The organism is Halioglobus japonicus (genome assembly GCF_001983995.1).
GTDB classification, from domain to species: domain Bacteria; phylum Pseudomonadota; class Gammaproteobacteria; order Pseudomonadales; family Halieaceae; genus Halioglobus; species Halioglobus japonicus.
Window position 1 is genome coordinate 3,241,541 of the sequence record NZ_CP019450.1, and the last position, 15,004, is coordinate 3,256,544.

At 58.1% G+C, this 15,004-nt stretch carries 14 protein-coding genes and 1 tRNA gene; 5 read left to right on the forward strand and 10 right to left on the reverse strand.

The features are described from left to right. Positions 1 to 393 precede the first annotated feature (393 nt). The 3 genes from BST95_RS15295 to putA are packed head-to-tail and all read right to left on the reverse strand — an operon-like array spanning position 394 to position 4,211. The gene (locus BST95_RS15295; RefSeq protein ID WP_229801591.1) at positions 394 to 876 is read right to left on the reverse strand and encodes a Rossmann-fold NAD(P)-binding domain-containing protein; all 483 of its coding nucleotides are present in this window, start codon (positions 874 to 876) and stop codon (positions 394 to 396) included. After that, positions 831 to 1,052, reverse strand: coding sequence for an SDR family NAD(P)-dependent oxidoreductase (locus BST95_RS20680; RefSeq protein WP_229801592.1), 222 nt, complete (start codon positions 1,050 to 1,052; stop codon positions 831 to 833). Before BST95_RS20680 ends, BST95_RS15295 begins: the two co-directional genes overlap by 46 nt. A gap of 24 nt (positions 1,053 to 1,076) precedes the next feature. Then, complete coding sequence (putA, locus tag BST95_RS15300; RefSeq protein ID WP_229801593.1) at positions 1,077 to 4,211, reverse strand: bifunctional proline dehydrogenase/L-glutamate gamma-semialdehyde dehydrogenase PutA; 3,135 nt, start codon at positions 4,209 to 4,211, stop codon at positions 1,077 to 1,079. 117 nt (positions 4,212 to 4,328) lie between these two features. Here putA and BST95_RS15305 point away from each other — a divergent pair, with 117 nt between their 5' ends. The 3 genes from BST95_RS15305 to BST95_RS15315 all read left to right on the forward strand — a co-directional run bounded on the left by BST95_RS15305 (position 4,329) and on the right by BST95_RS15315 (position 6,940). Beyond that, positions 4,329 to 4,817: an Lrp/AsnC ligand binding domain-containing protein gene (locus tag BST95_RS15305; RefSeq protein WP_084200405.1), complete on the forward strand. Its 489-nt coding sequence runs from the start codon at positions 4,329 to 4,331 to the stop codon at positions 4,815 to 4,817. A 92-nt stretch (positions 4,818 to 4,909) separates the two neighbouring features. Next, positions 4,910 to 5,677 (forward strand): SDR family NAD(P)-dependent oxidoreductase, encoded by a 768-nt coding sequence (locus tag BST95_RS15310; protein ID WP_084200406.1) that lies wholly within the window; start codon positions 4,910 to 4,912, stop codon positions 5,675 to 5,677. A gap of 93 nt (positions 5,678 to 5,770) precedes the next feature. Beyond that, entirely contained in the window at positions 5,771 to 6,940 is a 1,170-nt protein-coding gene (locus BST95_RS15315; protein WP_169843965.1) for a GGDEF domain-containing protein, read from the forward strand. Here the strand turns inward: BST95_RS15315 and BST95_RS15320 are convergent. Beyond that, positions 6,937 to 7,728, reverse strand: coding sequence for an SDR family oxidoreductase (locus BST95_RS15320; protein WP_084200408.1), 792 nt, complete (start codon positions 7,726 to 7,728; stop codon positions 6,937 to 6,939). The genes BST95_RS15315 and BST95_RS15320 overlap by 4 nt on opposite strands. 114 nt (positions 7,729 to 7,842) lie before the next feature. Here BST95_RS15320 and BST95_RS15325 point away from each other — a divergent pair, with 114 nt between their 5' ends. Further along, a complete protein-coding gene (locus BST95_RS15325) occupies positions 7,843 to 10,221 on the forward strand; it encodes a TonB-dependent receptor (protein ID WP_084200409.1) in 2,379 nt (792 codons plus the stop codon). A gap of 93 nt (positions 10,222 to 10,314) precedes the next feature. Here BST95_RS15325 and BST95_RS15330 read toward each other — a convergent pair whose 3' ends face one another. Beyond that, positions 10,315 to 11,637 carry a M24 family metallopeptidase gene (locus BST95_RS15330; protein WP_084200410.1) on the reverse strand — a complete coding sequence of 441 codons (1,323 nt, stop codon included), beginning with the start codon at positions 11,635 to 11,637 and terminating at the stop codon, positions 10,315 to 10,317. Between the two features lie 139 nt (positions 11,638 to 11,776). Here BST95_RS15330 and BST95_RS15335 point away from each other — a divergent pair, with 139 nt between their 5' ends. Next, complete coding sequence (locus BST95_RS15335; RefSeq protein ID WP_180962004.1) at positions 11,777 to 12,043, forward strand: CBU_0592 family membrane protein; 267 nt, start codon at positions 11,777 to 11,779, stop codon at positions 12,041 to 12,043. On the opposite strand, the gene BST95_RS15340 is transcribed toward BST95_RS15335, so the two are convergent. The 5 genes from BST95_RS15340 to ihfA form a co-directional block, all read right to left on the reverse strand. Beyond that, a complete protein-coding gene (locus BST95_RS15340; protein ID WP_084200411.1) occupies positions 12,027 to 12,899 on the reverse strand; it encodes a DMT family transporter in 873 nt (290 codons plus the stop codon). The two genes, BST95_RS15335 and BST95_RS15340, sit on opposite strands and share 17 nt — an antisense overlap. A gap of 258 nt (positions 12,900 to 13,157) precedes the next feature. After that, positions 13,158 to 13,793, reverse strand: a complete 636-nt coding sequence (locus BST95_RS15345; protein ID WP_084200412.1) for an NUDIX hydrolase — start codon at positions 13,791 to 13,793, stop codon at positions 13,158 to 13,160. A gap of 424 nt (positions 13,794 to 14,217) precedes the next feature. After that, positions 14,218 to 14,293 (reverse strand) — tRNA-Pro (locus BST95_RS15350). Positions 14,294 to 14,351: 58 nt separating this feature from the next. Then, complete coding sequence (locus BST95_RS15355; RefSeq protein ID WP_084200413.1) at positions 14,352 to 14,714, reverse strand: MerR family transcriptional regulator; 363 nt, start codon at positions 14,712 to 14,714, stop codon at positions 14,352 to 14,354. Next, positions 14,689 to 14,997 carry an integration host factor subunit alpha gene (ihfA, locus tag BST95_RS15360; RefSeq protein WP_007228977.1) on the reverse strand — a complete coding sequence of 103 codons (309 nt, stop codon included), beginning with the start codon at positions 14,995 to 14,997 and terminating at the stop codon, positions 14,689 to 14,691. Before ihfA ends, BST95_RS15355 begins: the two co-directional genes overlap by 26 nt. Positions 14,998 to 15,004 lie beyond the last annotated feature (7 nt).

The window sequence follows — 15,004 nt, forward strand, 5'->3', positions numbered from 1 at the left end:
TCGCCCTTTCTGCTTCTACGCTGCCGCGCAGGCACAGTCTTCTTCTGTCCCGCGTGCGGGCTTGTAAAGATGAGCAACACCATCACGTCAGCGCTGTGACATAACCGGCCTGCGACCATCCACCCTCTTGCAAGGCAAAAAAAAGCCCGCCGGTTGCTCACACCGGCGGGCTTTAAGCTCCACACATTTACATGAAGACAATTGTCTTCTGAAGGCCGAGGTGGACCTCCATGCTGCCAAAGCGTCACTCCGGGGGAGACTCCATTGCTCCTCTTTGACAACTGGCTAAGCGAACTCCCCCGTTACCGGGAATTCCCCGTCCGCTCAACCATATGAGAATTATTATCATTCCCAGTCGCATTTGCAAGCAGAGAATGAAAAAAAATTGATCTTCTACAACAGGCTGTCCAGCGCCTCACAGACCTGCTCGACCTTGGCGTCATCAAGCGCATCAGCATGGGGTGCCGCAAACTGCCCCTGATCGTTGTCGAAGTACTGACCGGAGGCCGCGCCAAACTCATCGTCGAGGCAGGCCCTGACCAGAATGTCTACGCCGATGCTGAGATCGTTGCCGGCAACACCGAACCCCTCCTTCACCATTTTACTGGCGAGCATAGATGCCGGATTCACTGCGACGACGGCCGGCCCTTCGGCCAAGCCCATTTTGCGCGACCACATGGTCAGGGCCAGTTTGCTCTGGGCATAGGCACCAAAGTGATCGGGAATCTGAACCTTCCCTGCAAGCGCATCCAGATCGACGGGAGCCTGCGCGGCGGATGACGGGTTCACTACCCTGCCCTCGTTGCCCAGCAATGGCAGCAGGCGACGCGTTAACAGCAGCGGCGCCAGCGCGTTGACGACGAAGCGCACGTCCATGCCGTTAGCGAGTACCGGGGCAGGCGTGCGTGTTCCTCAACCGCATGGGCCGCAGCGTCGAGCTTGGCCGGATTGCGCCCGTGGATCAGCACCTCGCGCCCCATTGCCGCCAGTTTTTTAGCTGTCTCCAGACCGATGCCATCGGTGGCACCGGTGATCAGCATTTTCTTATTCATCTGCATGATTTCCTCAAGTCAGATTTATTCCTCCAGCCCGAATAACTGAGTGTTGCCGCCGCGGGCCACGACGTTCTCGGTGCGGGTACGCTCCGTGGCGAAGCGCAACAGGTAGTTCGGGCCACCCGCCTTGGGTCCGGTGCCGGACAGGCCGTGACCGCCAAATGGATTCACACCCGGCACGGCACCAACCATATTGCGGTTGATATAGGTGTTGCCGACATGCGTTGCACGGAACACCTCACGGGCGAACGCATCGATACGGCTGTGCACCCCCAGGGTCAGGCCATAACCACTGGCATTGATGTCATCATAGATTCGCGGCAGGTCGGCGACCTTGTAACGAATCACATGCAGTATAGGGCCAAACACCTCGCGCTCGAGCTGACCGAGTTTTTCGATTTCGTAAACCTGCGGGGCAAAGAAGTTACCCTCGCGGTGGGCGGCGTCGAGTTCGCAGCTGGCGAGTAGTTTCCCCTCGCGCTGCATGCGTTGCTCGTGACGCTCCAGCATCTGGCGCGCGTCCAGGTCAATCACGGGACCGATATCTGTGCTCAGCGCCGCGGGGTCACCGAGTTTCAATTCAGCCATGGCACCGCGCAGCATGGTGATGATGTTATCCGCCACATCCTCCTGTAAATACAGTACGCGCAGCGCACTGCAACGCTGGCCGGCACTCTGAAAGGCAGAGCTGATAACGTCGTCAACCACCTGTTCCGGCAGGGCCGTTGAGTCAACCAGCATGACATTGAGGCCGCCTGTCTCGGCAATCAACGGCAGGATAGTACCGTCACGCTCCGCAAGTTGACGGTTGATCAGCTTTGCCGTGTCTGTAGAACCCGTGAATACGACACCGGCCAGGTGCGGATCACGAACCGCCGCGCCGCCCACTGTGGCGCCGTCACCGGGTAACAATTGCAATGCATCACCGGGCACACCGGCGCGGTGCAGAATATCCACGGCGCGTGCCGCGATCAGCGGTGTCTGCTCGGCAGGTTTGGCGACCACAGAATTGCCCGCGACCAGTGCGGCGACCACCTGGCCGGCAAAAATAGCCAGGGGGAAATTCCAGGGACTGATGCAGAGAAACACACCGCGTCCGTGCCAGCTGAGTCGATTATCCTCACCCGTAGGCCCGGGAAGATGATCATCGCCGCGCAAACTGTGCTGCCCCTGGCGCGCGTAGTAGCGGCAGAAATCCACCGCCTCGCGCACCTCGGACAGGGCGTCATCAATCGTGCGTCCGGCCTCGGCGACAATCAGCCCCATCAGCGATTCGCACTCCTGCTCCAGCAAATCGGCCGCGCGTTCAAGACAGGCAGCGCGTGCATCGATACCCAATGCATCCCAGGCCGGCTGGGCGGCATAGGCGCGCGCCATAGCCTCAGTCACCTGGGCCGGACTGGCGTCGATAACTTTGCCCACCTGAACGCTGTGATCGGCCGGCGAGATGACCAGCGTTGAGTCGCCAGGTTTGCGCTCTCCCCCAATGACAGGGCCGGCTAAAGCGTCAGGTCGAACGCCTGCAGCCATGGCTTCCAGTAGTGGCGAAACCGCGACCGGGTCGGCCAGATCAATGCCGCGGGAATTTTGCCAGGACACATTCGCCTGCTGGTACAGATCGATGGGCAGCGGGATACGACTGTGACGATACGGCTGCGACGACCGGGTGAGATCCACCTGGTCCGTAATGAGTTCTGCCGCAGGTACCTGTGCATCGAGGAAACGGTTCACGAACGAGCTATTGGCGCCGTTTTCCAGTAGACGTCGAACCAGGTAAGGCAGCAGGTCACGGTGATTGCCGACCGGCGCGTACACGCGGATAGCCGTCTGCGGTGAGGCTTCCTGAACCTGGTCATACAGCAGATGGCCCATGCCGTGTAAGCGCTGAAACTCGAATGCGGCAGGGTCGGGGGCCAGCGCCTGAACCAATGCCACGGTATGGGCGTTGTGCGTAGCGAATTGAGGGAAGATATCCTTAGGGGCACTTAACAGCACCTGGGCACAAACCTGGTACGACAAATCCGTGTGGCACTTGCGAGTAAATACCGGGTAATCCGCCAAACCCATTTCCTGAGCATGTTTTATCTCACCGTCCCAGTAGGCACCTTTCACCAGTCGCACCATCAACCGGCGCTGGGCACTCTCGGCGAGCGCAATCAACCAGCGGGCCACTTCCACGGCGCGCTTCTGGTAAGCCTGCAGCACGAAACCCAGGCCGTCCCAGCCACGTAAATCGGGATCGCGGGCCAGGGCTTCAAAGAGGTCTAGGGAGAGGTCGAGTCGGTCGGCTTCCTCGGCGTCGATACTGAACCCGATATTGCCCTGCTTTGCCATCAGCGCCAGGGCCTTAACCCTGGGCAGCAACTCCGCGACCACCCGGCGCTTTTGTCGGTATTCATACCGCGGGTGCAGCGCCGACAGTTTGACTGAAATACCGTCAGACTGAATCACGCCCTCGCGACTACCGAGGCGGACAATGCACTCGATGGCCTGCGCATAGGCGTCATAGTAGCGCAGGGCGTCGGCGTCGGTGCGCGCTCCCTCTCCCAGCATATCGAACGAAAAACGCGTGCCGGGGCGATTACCGGCAACCCCTTTTTGCACGCCCTCCTCTATGGTGCGGCCCAAGACATACTGCCCGCCCATAATCTTCATGGCCTGGAGCACAGCGCGACGCACCACGGGTTCGCCCATGCCGCTGACCAGTTTTTTCATCCAGGAGGCGGTGTCACCGGTGATTTCATCATCCAGATGGACGATGCGTCCGGTCAACATCAGGCCCCATACCGAGGCATTCACAAAACGCGAACCGGATTTGCCTTTGTGGGCAGCCCAGTCACCGGAGAGAATTTTTTCGGCGATAAGCTTGTCCGCCGTTTCCTGATCCGGCACCCGCAGCAGGGATTCCGCCAGACACATCAGCGCGATGCCTTCTTTGTTCGACAGACCGAACTCCTGCAGGAACGCATCGAGGGTGCCGGCGCGATCGCTTTGGCCGCGACACTGCTCCACCAACTGAATCGCGTCAGTGCGAATCTGATCGCGAGCCTCAGCGCCGAGGCGACAGGCATCCAACAGCCCCGCCACAGTCTTGTGCTCGTCGGCGCAATACGCCCCACGGATGTTATCCCGGTAGTGTTGCAAGGTATCAGTCACAGCCATTCTCCTTAGTGTTTGGCTGTATTTTCCGTATTTAGCATAATATTTGTCTCTTAATTTGCCACTTAAACAGCGTATTATGCTGAACAACAGGGTTTATCAGGATTATTCACTATGAACAAACGACTGCGTGAACTCGATCGAACCGATCGCAAAATTCTGACCCTGCTCCAACAGGATGGCCGCATATCCAATGTAGACCTTGCCCGTGAAGTTGCACTGAGCCCGACACCCTGCCTGGAGCGAGTGCGGCGCCTGGAGCGCGAGGGCTACATAACCGGCTATGTCGCCCTGGCCGACCCGGCACGACTCCACGCCAATACCCTGGCCTTTATTCAGGTATCGCTGGTCAACACCAGCACTGAAATACTGCGCGAGTTCAATCAACGCATGCAGGCCCTGCCCCAAGTGGAATCCTGCCACATGGTGGCCGGCGGCTTTGACTACCTGCTCAAGATTCGCTGCGCCGATATGCAGGACTACCAGCAATTCCTCGGCGAACACCTGGGCGCGATACCGATGATTTCCCAGACCCATACCTACGTGGTGATCGAGGAAGTAAAGAACGAGACCGCGATACCGGTGGCCCCCGCCAAAGCATAAAAACAATCAGGTAGGCTTGTTTTATTTCATCAGCTCAGCTAGCGTAGACCTTCGGTTCCATAAGCCAATAAACAACACCGGAGTTCACAATCATGAAATTTTCTCTCGGCCTTGAAGGCAAGAAGGCAGTCATCGTGGGCGGCGCCCGAGGTATTGGGCGCGCCACGGCAGAACTGCTGGTCGGCGGAGGCGCAGAAGTCGCTATTTGTGCCCGCGATGCCGCTACGGTAGATGAAGCGGTTGCCGCTCTCTCAGCAAACGGCGGTAACGCCTCTGGCGCCGCGGTCGATGTCACAGACAAGGCCGGCTATGAGGCCTGGATCCAGAGCTGCGGCGAAGCCATGGGCACCATCGACATTCTCATCATCATGGCCAGCGGCGTTGGCGGTGCGGTGGACGAAGACTCCTGGCGCGCCAACTTTGAAACTACCATCATGGGAGCCAGCCGCGGTGTGGACGCCGCAGTCCCCTATCTCGCCAAATCTGACGCGGGCTCCATCGTGTTGATGAGTTCTACCGCGGCGGTAGAGAACTTCTTTGCCCCCCAGCCCTACAATGCCCTCAAGGCCGCACTGATCACCTACAGCAGCCAGCTCGCGCAGACCGTGGGTGAGCAGGGCATTCGGGTGAATTGCGTTTCCCCCGGCCCCACCTATTTCGACGGTGGCAACTGGGACATGGTGAACCAGGGTGCACCCGAAGTGTTCCAGCAGGTTGAGAGTGGCTTCCCCGGAGGCAAACTGGGCAGCGCTGAAGAGGTAGCGAACGCGGTCGTCTTCCTCGCCAGCCCCGCGGCCAGTTTTGTCACTGGCACCAACCTGGTGGTCGACGGTGGCTTTACCAAGCGCGTACAGTTCTAGGCCCGCATCCACACTCGCAATGGCGCCCACGGGGCGCCTTTTTTGTTACTCGCGGTAATGCCCTGCCCGCCCCGAGGCTGCTACACTCAGCAGATGATAAATAAAGACCAGCGCGCGGGCCCCGCCAACCTGCCCAGTGCTGTACATCAGGAGAAACTGACCTTACTCCTGCAGCAGTCCCATATTGCCGCCTACATCTCTGTGGGGGTGGCCGCGATTCTGGTGGCTGTGCTTTGGGAGCAGCAATCGTCTGATCGCCTGCTGACATGGATGGGGGGCATTGTCGCCACAGCCAGTGTGCGCGTTGTCATGTACCAGAGCTTCCGGCGCCACCCCCCGGAGGTCGACGAAAACAGCCACCGGGAATTCATCTACTTCGCCGCCACCCTGACCTACTTTGCCTGGTGGGGCATTGGCAGCCTGTGGATCATGCCGAAGGCCTCCTACGCCGACCAGATCATTGTGCTGTACTTTATGATTGGTCTCGCCGGCAGCGCGGTGGCGGTATTCTCCGCCAACTGGCCGCTGCAAATCGGTGCAGTGGCACTGTTGCTGCTGCCCATTGTGTCCTGGTTTTTCGCCCAGGGCTCCCTGCCCGAAGCGGGTATGGCGACCGCCGGCCTCATATTCCTGCTATCGGCAACGCGCTCGGCACGGGTGCTGGCCGGCACCATCGACACCAACCTGCGCCTCAAACACCAACTCATTAACGCCAATGCGGTCGCAGAACGACTGGCACGCGTCGACGAACTGACCAACCTCTACAACCGCCGCGCGTTCAATGAGTACAGCCGCCTGCAGGCCGCCCAGGCGCAACGCACCGGCAATCCGCTGTCGCTGGTACTGCTGGACCTGGACCACTTCAAAGCTGTGAATGACAGTTACGGCCACGCGGTGGGCGATGACGTATTGCAACACGTCGCGAAAATGCTGCGCGAGTCGGTGCGCGAGTCTGACATCTGCGGCCGGATCGGCGGAGAAGAGTTTGCGATTTTACTACCCGGGACCTCGGCGGAAAAAGCCCAGGTGGTGGCGGAAGCGCTGCGCCGTCAGCTGTATGAAATACCCTTCGCATTCCCCGATGGCGAGGCGATTATTCACGCCAGTTTCGGCGTCGCCCAAGTACGCGGCGAATTCAGTGATGCATTGCAACAGGCTGACTCGGCACTGTATGCAGCCAAAACCGCGGGCAGAAACAGGGTCGAACTGTGTGACAACGTCACGCCGATTCGCCGACCCGGCGGCGAGCAGAGTCGCCGCTAATAGCCCGCTCCGAGATCCATCCCGCCGGCGATCGGAATCGTGGCGCCCGTCATGAATGACCCTGCTGCACCGCATAACAACAGCATCACACCGGCAATATCCTGAGGTTCACCAATGCGCCCCATGGGCGCCAGCGATCGCATGAACGCCAGCCCTTCGTCGGTCGTCATATGACTGGTCATCTTGCTCGGGAAAAAACCCGGCGCAATCGAATTCACGGCAATGTGCTGCTTGGCAAGATCCACCGCCAACCCGCGGGTCAGATGGGAAATAGCCGCCTTGCTGGCCATGTAGGAATAGGCACTCTGGCTACCGGCCATGGTCGCGGCCACTGAACTGATATTGATCACCCGGGCCGGGTCTTCCTGGGTACCCGCTGCACGTAATAGCGGCAACAGTTTCTGAATCAGAAAGAAGGGACTCTTTACATTGAGGTTCATGACCTTGTCCCAGCCCGCCTCAGGGAACTCATCCAGTGGTGCACCCCAGGTGGCTCCGGAGTTATTCACCAGGATATGCAGGCCCTGCCCCGCCGCCTCAATCTCGCCCGCCAGGGCTTCAATATTGTTTAGTTGTGACAAGTCATAGGGGTAGGCCCGGCAATCGCCCAGCGCCGCCATTTCGGCCGCCGCGGCCTCGCAGTCCTCTGCCGAGCGCGAGGAAATATACACCCGGGCACCCGCCTGCAGCAGGCTCTCGGCAATCATGCGGCCAATGCCCTTGCCACCGCCGGTGACAAGCGCAGTTTTCCCATTCAACGAAAAGAGCGATTCGAGATAGTCAGACATAACAGACCTTCTTTAATGTTTGTTTCAGGCTGGTGATGCATTCACTAGACCACGCGTGTCTTAGTCATGCAAAAAAGTTAGTATAAGAAACTATAATTATAAGGAGTACCTATCGTGCACACCCGCAATAGGCGCCTGACGCCAATCGCTACTGCGCTAATCGCAGCCAATTTCGCCATCCCCGCCACTGCCCAGGAAGACAGCAGGCGCTACAGTCTGCAACTGGAGGAAGTGGTGGTCACAGCCCAGAAGCGCGAAGAGAATTTCATGAGCGTGCCGGTCACGGTAAACGCCTTCACCGCGCAGGACATGGTAAATACCGGCGCCGATGATATTCGCGACATCGACACCTTCATGCCCGGCGTGGAAATTGGCAGCGCCTTTGGTTCCGGTTCATCTACCCAGGCCGGTGTCACCGTCCGCGGTGTCAGCAGCCCCAACATCAGCTCCGGTGGCGATCCGTCGGTGGCCACGTTTTACGACGGCACCTATATGCCCCGGGCAGCAACGTCGATTCCCTTTACCGATATCGCTCGCACAGAAGTTCTGAAGGGGCCACAGGGCACCTTGTTCGGGCGCAACGCCACCGCCGGCGTGATCAATATTGTACCCAACCGCCCCCACGACGAGTTCGAAGCGTTTGTGAAGACCCGGGTCGGCAACCACAACCTGCTGCGTCTGGAAGGCATGGTAAACACCCCCGTCACCGACGAAGTGTATTTGCGGGCGAATGTATTCAGCCATCAGCGCGATGGCCTGACTGAACAGAAAGGCGTGGGCGACGACGTTAAGGACGAGGGATACATTGCAGCTCGCGCAGCGTTGCTGTGGGACGTGAGCGACAGCACATCGCTACAACTTGCCGTGGATGTGGAAGATCGCGATGAAGCGCCATCCGTCATCATCGGCGTAGGCAAATATGCCTATGAGGCCAGCGATGACCCCTTCTCCGGAGAGACCGCTCACGATGTGATTGGCGGCGAAGAGACGCGCGAAATGTACGGTGTGTCGCTGAAACTGGAGAGTGAGCTGACTGATGAATGGTCGACGTTTGGTATCGTCAGTTATCGCGACTGGGACACCACCAATCTCCAGGAAGAAGACGGTACCGCCGATCCGCGTCGCTACCTGGACACCAACAATATCGAAGACTCAGACATCTTCTACTCTGAACTGCGCTTCCATTACGTCACCGACAAACTGAACTTTATTACCGGTGGTAACTACAGTAAGGAAGACGTGTTTCAGCGCACCGACATCGGCTTGCTGGCCGACTCGTACATGCAATTCCTGACTATCCTTGGCGGCTTCGGCGGTCCGGATGACCACATCTGGAATTTACTGCCACCCAGCGAGGAACTGTATCTCGCACTCTCTGCAGCAGAAGGCATTGCGGTGCTACCCCCCTCGTTCTCAGGCGAATTTTTCACCGAGACCATGGACAATACAGGCGACTTCGTTAACTGGGGTATATTCGCCGATGCCACCTACCAGTTAACCGACACGCTGAGTCTCGCTGCTGGCTTACGCTACAGCTACGACGAAAAAGAGTACACCTGGCAAACCTACGAATCCCAGTTGGACTGGCCGTACGCCCCAGAGCGTGTCGCATACAACCCGGCAGAATCAGGCGCCCCAGAAGAAGTCTGGCTGGACCAGTTCAAGTTGAAGGACGACTGGAGTAAAACCACGGGACGCCTGGTGCTGGATTGGGAGTTCAGTGACTATGCAATGCTCTACGCCTCGGCAGCCACCGGCTACAAATCGGGTGGCTTCGACGGCCAGTCGTTCTCCGCCTACGCGGCCGGTCCCTTCGACCCTGAAGACATGACCAGCTACGAAATCGGCCTGAAAGGCGACTTCTTTGCAGATACCCTGCGGGTGGAGGCGGCGCTTTTCTACCACGAACTCGATGGCAAGCAGAATTCCAAATCGACCAAGGACAGCCCCGATGATCCCACTGCCGCCCCCACGGTAGTCACCAGTGATGAGGAAGCCGAAGGCATTGAGATTGTCGTGACCTGGAGCATTACCGACACCCTGCGCATCGCCGGCCTCACCACCTATCGCGAGACCCGCTCAATCGAAGAAGCGTATTTCAATGCGGCCGGTGAACCTGCCGGTGGCGAGGAATTCACGTCGCGCACCAACAACGATTACACCCTGCGCCTGGACTGGACACCGGAGATCCCCACCGGTTTCCTGCTGCTGCATATGAACTATGTGTTCAATGAGGACCCGGCCAAGTTTGACCCGGATACGGCGATCTTTGTAGATGGGCCCTGGTACTTCCAGGATCGCAAAATTCTCAACGCGCGCGTGGCGTGGACCAACGAGCAGGAGAATCTTGAGATAGCGCTGTGGGGCGACAACCTGCTGGACGAAGAGTACGCGTCCAACCCCGGTGGCCTCGCTGCCGATACCCTGGGAGCCGCCCACACCAGTATCCGCGATACCATTACCTACGGCCTCGACCTGCGCTACGCCTTCTGAGGCGCTGCAACTGCAACCCGCTGCCCGCAGGGTGGGCAGCGGAATCTACCCCCGGATGCTCGGGCCCTGTGAGACCAGAGGTCTGGACAACAGCTACCTGACTACTGCGGCAGCACCGCTGCGAATAATGTGCAGTTTAGTCTGTCGTCCATTGAGATAGCGTACCTGCTGGCCATCGAAAAAGGCGTCCTCTTCCAGCATGATACGCACATCCCCACCCCACTCAGCCACCGCTGCGGTATTACTCAGCTCGATAGAGTAAGCCGTATTGGCGAACAGCGGATAATCGCCATTAACCGGCACACCTTCCTGAGCATCCCACATACCTATCGTCGGGCCGGCACCGTGGCCGTGTAACCCGAGTGGGTGCGAATAAATGGTGGGGCGCAAGCCACTGGCCAAAGCCTGCTGCCTGCTCAGGGCGAGCAGTTCATTGCCAGTGCGACCGACGACAAAGTTGCTAGTGAGAATGTCCTGCAGCGTACTCGCCGCAGCCATGGCCTGCACGACGCCAGCAGACGGTTCGGTTTCCCCCTCTCGCAGCACATAGCCATGCTGTTGCTGGTCCGTATTCAGGCGCAGCCAGGTCAGTCCAAAATCCACGTGGATGAGATCGCCCGGCTGAATAACACCCTGCCGGTTAAATCCAGCTTCACCGCGACGCTGCAATGAAACCGCGGGATGAAACCAGTTCGCCAGCCCCAGCGCCTGTGACTGCTCGCGCAACCACCATCCCACGGCCTGAGTCGTCGTAACCCCGGGCGTAATCACCTCATTAGAAAACGCCCGGGCGATCAGTTCGTGGCCTTTGGACACCAACTGCGGATAATACGCCATTTCGGTGGCACTGCGAGTTTCCAACCAGGCGATGGCAAGTGACTCGGCAGAGACCACGCGGGCGCGCATTGTGGGGCTGAGCGCGGCGTTGAGTTCGCGCCATTCGGTGCTCGACATGCCATCGGCCAGCGCAAAGCTGTCAGACGTATTCACTGCAATGGTGTCGGGATCGCGCGCAGCGATCAGCTGTGCCAGCGCCTGCCATTGATCGGGCTGTTGCTCAGGATCCCAGACGGACTGGAATAACTCACCGACGGGGTAGCGAGCGACTGCAAGATACTCCAGCGCCCTACCCGCACCGGGATCATGTATGACCAGCATGGTGTGGCGACGAGCCGACATCCAGTTGGCGGGCAGCATCGTCTTCAGGACCGGGTCTTCGTTGTACTCGCGCGACATGATGACCCAGAGATCGATGTTCTGACGGCGCATTAATCCGGGCAGCACCTCGGTCAGGCGCTCCTGGGTTATCTTGTCGAGCAACTGGGCGCGTTCCCTGAGCGCCGCTGGTTCGAAGGCATGGGCTTGAGCAATCAGGAATACCAACAGGATCAGAGGGGCGAGGATACGAATAGACATGAATAACCTTGTAATGCTGTAGCGAATAGTTGCGCCAGTGTCGCGCCCTACACAATGGCTATCAAAGAGCCATGGAAACATCGACGGTTTGTTTCTAGTAGGATAACAACTTCAATCCAACATTGTACGGGCCTGAATTTTGGAATTTGATCTCACCGACCTGATCGGCATGACCGGCACCGCACTGGTTGTTATCGCCTACCTGCTTTTGCAACTGGAGCGCATTGCAGCGACCAGTCTGACCTACAACACCCTAAATTTGATAGGCGCCATATTGCTGCTCATCAGCCTGTGTGTGAACTTCAATCTGGCAAGCTTTGTGATTGAACTGTTCTGGATTGCCGCTTCGCTCATCGGCCTTTACAAGTACGTGCAGCGCCGCCAGCAAACTAACCAGGCTTCCTGAATATCAGGATGACATTGCCCAGCAACACCAGGCCCAGGCCGACAAAACTCGCCAGCTGCCAGTTGTATCCTTCAAACCAGCTCGACAGGAACAGCGCAATCACCGGGAACAACACCGTGGCATAGGCCGCGTGATTGGGGCCTATACGATTGACCAGCATCAGATAGGTGGTAAAGCCGATCACCGTGCCAAAGATACTCAGGTACAGCAGCGCCGGCAGATAAAACTCACCCTTCGGTACGACCAGGGGCTGGCCGGTTATCAGCAGCACTACCGCCAGTATCACTGTGCCGTAGAGCATCGAGTAGGTATTGGTCGTAGCCGGGTGCAGGCCGTGACTGCCATTGCGGCGGGTAATCATATTGCCCAGCGAGAACAGATAAGTGCCCACGGTGGCCAGCAGCAGGCCTTTAACGGACCTCATCCCCATGGACTGCCCACCAAGCTCCGGCAAAAACAACAGCACCAGCCCCAGTGCTCCCACAGCGCCCGCCAGAACAACTCTGGCCGGGATCGTTTCTTTCCAGATAAGGCGATTGTTCACCGCATTGAATATCGTCGCCAGCGAGAATACGACCGACACCAGCCCACTCGCGATGGACTCGGTAGCCGTGTAAAAACAAATGAAGTTAAACGAGAAGAGGCAGCCGCCCTGCAGCAGGAAGAACAGATGATCCTGGCGGGTGGTCTTCTGCAACTTGCGCAACACCAACATCGCCAGCAACATGATAGCCGCAGCCAACACGAAGCGATAAAACACCGAGACGACCACCGGCACCTCGCCGACCTGGTAGTAAATCGCCAGCCAGGTCGTGCCCCAGATAAAGATGGTTGACAGGTAAAGTGCTGCATTCATGCTGCGAGTGTCTGCCCTACCGTGAACAACAGAACATTTGCGAACTAACCGCGACAATGGGAAGGGTCGCACATGCCGATGTTGAGGCTGAATTTGATAATGTTGGTGGTCTCCGTCGGGTCGGCCGAGCCGTGCTTGGTATGAGGAGATACAGTAACGGCTAGCTATTGACCAAGGGCTTCCTTTTGGTCAATCGTGATAGCGCCCGTTACGACGGATCAGAAGCTATGGGATTAGTTGCAAGCATAAATCAGGCTGCTAGCGCCAGGCAAACACCGGCTGTTCGAAGTGAGCAACCCGGGTCGGTCGCCCCAGAATTCCCACCTCACGGAACTGATACAGAATAGCTCCCGTCGGAGCATAGATCCGATCACGCTCGTAATGCATTGATAGCACTTGCGCGGTGCTTTCCGGGATGGTTTCGAGATAAGGTGACTCGGGCCGGGCTAGCTCCGAAAAAGTAAACGGATGGATACTTTCGACCTCATCAGGATTAGGTGACATTGCATCCCAATCGATATTGGCCCAGATCACCACCGGGGTAATCAGATATCCGGATCGGGTCGTGTAGTCATCCAGCGTGCCAAGCACCGATGACTCATCCAGGGACACGTTGACCTCCTCGTACAACTCACGCAACGCCGCTTCGACCACGGATTCCCCCTGATCGATTTTGCCGCCGGGCAATGCCCACTGCCCGCCGTGTGCGCGCAGGGCGCTGGAGCGCCGGGTAATAACTACGACAGACTCCGCGTGGTTGCGAATAATGGTGACAGCGACTGCGGCACGCTTGGCTTGCGTGTGCCCTACTTCATCGCTTTTGAACAGGCCGAGATTTTCGACGATTTGCAGGCGATTGCGCAGAGTGAACTGGAAGTTTTGGAGTGCTTGCACGGGTGATGTCAGTTTAAGGCCAAGGGTATGGAGGCTTAATGTGCCATGGATGGGGTGGTGTTTGACAGGGGGTTGAATTTTTGCGGGCGTATGGACTGCGTGGAGGATAGTTTGTGAGTCTGGTTAGGCTCGCCAGGAGGGCTCGCTTAAGAATGAATCCGCCGGGCCGCCGGCTCATAAAAAAAGGCCACCCAAAAGGGTGCGTTTCGGCTATGGGTGTAGGGGCAGGATTGAATCAGAACAGCCTTGGGGCTGTTCTGCCCCTGCGGGCTTCGGCGCTTTGCGCCTCGTTGCAAATTCTCCGGTGGGGAGAATTTGTGAACCTGGGTACGCGATCGCTTTTGGCGATCGCTACAGAACAAACCCGCCGGGCCGCCGGCTCATAAAAAAAGGCCACCCAAAAGGGTGGCCTTTTTTTATGAGTTGGTCGGGACGGCAGGATTTGAACCTACGACCACCACACCCCCAGTGTGGTGCGCTACCAGACTGCGCTACGCCCGAGAATCGCATTGTTTGCGAGGCCGGCATTATACTCAAAACCACCCTGCTTACAAATACTTATTTGCCCGGTGACAGGGTTTTGAGCAGTTCTTCCAACTCTTCGATCGTCTCGCGAATCACAGCCTGGATTTCGGGGCCGGCGGCACCGTCATCTTCGTCGGTCATGCGCTGACGGGCACCGCCAATGGTGTAGCCCTGATCGTACAACAGGCTGCGAATTTGGCGGATGGTGAGGACGTCGTCGCGCTGATAGTAGCGGCGGTTGCCGCGACGCTTGACGGGTTTCAGTTGCGGGAATTCCTGCTCCCAGTAACGCAGCACATGGGGTTTAACTGCGCAGAGTTCGCTTACTTCGCCAATGGTGAAGTAACGCTTCCCCGGGATCGCGGGCAATTCATGGTTGTTGCTCGGTTCCAGCATACTCTTCTACTCGGGCTTTCAGCTTTTGCCCAGGGCGGAAGGTAACAACGCGGCGAGCAGAGATGGGGATCTCCTCGCCGGTTTTGGGGTTGCGTCCGGGGCGCTGGCTCTTGTCGCGCAGGTCGAAGTTGCCGAAACCCGACAACTTCACCTGTTCGTTGTTTTCGAGGCACGCGCGGATTTCCTCGAAGAAGAGCTCAACAATCTCTTTGGCTTCCCGTTTGTTGAGCCCAAGCTCCTCAAACAGGCGTTCCGCCATTTCAGATTTTGTCAGCGCAGTCACGTTCCCT

What these genes read in the sequence shown, in the direction of transcription:
- BST95_RS15295 (WP_229801591.1), bottom strand. Translation starts at nt 876, where the DNA reads ATGGACGTGCGCTTCGTCGTCAACGCGCTGGCGCCGCTGCTGTTAACG.
- BST95_RS20680 (WP_229801592.1), bottom strand. Translation starts at nt 1,052, where the DNA reads ATGAATAAGAAAATGCTGATCACCGGTGCCACCGATGGCATCGGTCTG.
- BST95_RS15305 (WP_084200405.1), top strand. Translation starts at nt 4,329, where the DNA reads ATGAACAAACGACTGCGTGAACTCGATCGAACCGATCGCAAAATTCTG.
- BST95_RS15310 (WP_084200406.1), top strand. Translation starts at nt 4,910, where the DNA reads ATGAAATTTTCTCTCGGCCTTGAAGGCAAGAAGGCAGTCATCGTGGGC.
- BST95_RS15315 (WP_169843965.1), top strand. Translation starts at nt 5,771, where the DNA reads ATGATAAATAAAGACCAGCGCGCGGGCCCCGCCAACCTGCCCAGTGCT.
- BST95_RS15320 (WP_084200408.1), bottom strand. Translation starts at nt 7,728, where the DNA reads ATGTCTGACTATCTCGAATCGCTCTTTTCGTTGAATGGGAAAACTGCG.
- BST95_RS15330 (WP_084200410.1), bottom strand. Translation starts at nt 11,637, where the DNA reads ATGTCTATTCGTATCCTCGCCCCTCTGATCCTGTTGGTATTCCTGATT.
- BST95_RS15340 (WP_084200411.1), bottom strand. Translation starts at nt 12,899, where the DNA reads ATGAATGCAGCACTTTACCTGTCAACCATCTTTATCTGGGGCACGACC.
- BST95_RS15355 (WP_084200413.1), bottom strand. Translation starts at nt 14,714, where the DNA reads ATGCTGGAACCGAGCAACAACCATGAATTGCCCGCGATCCCGGGGAAG.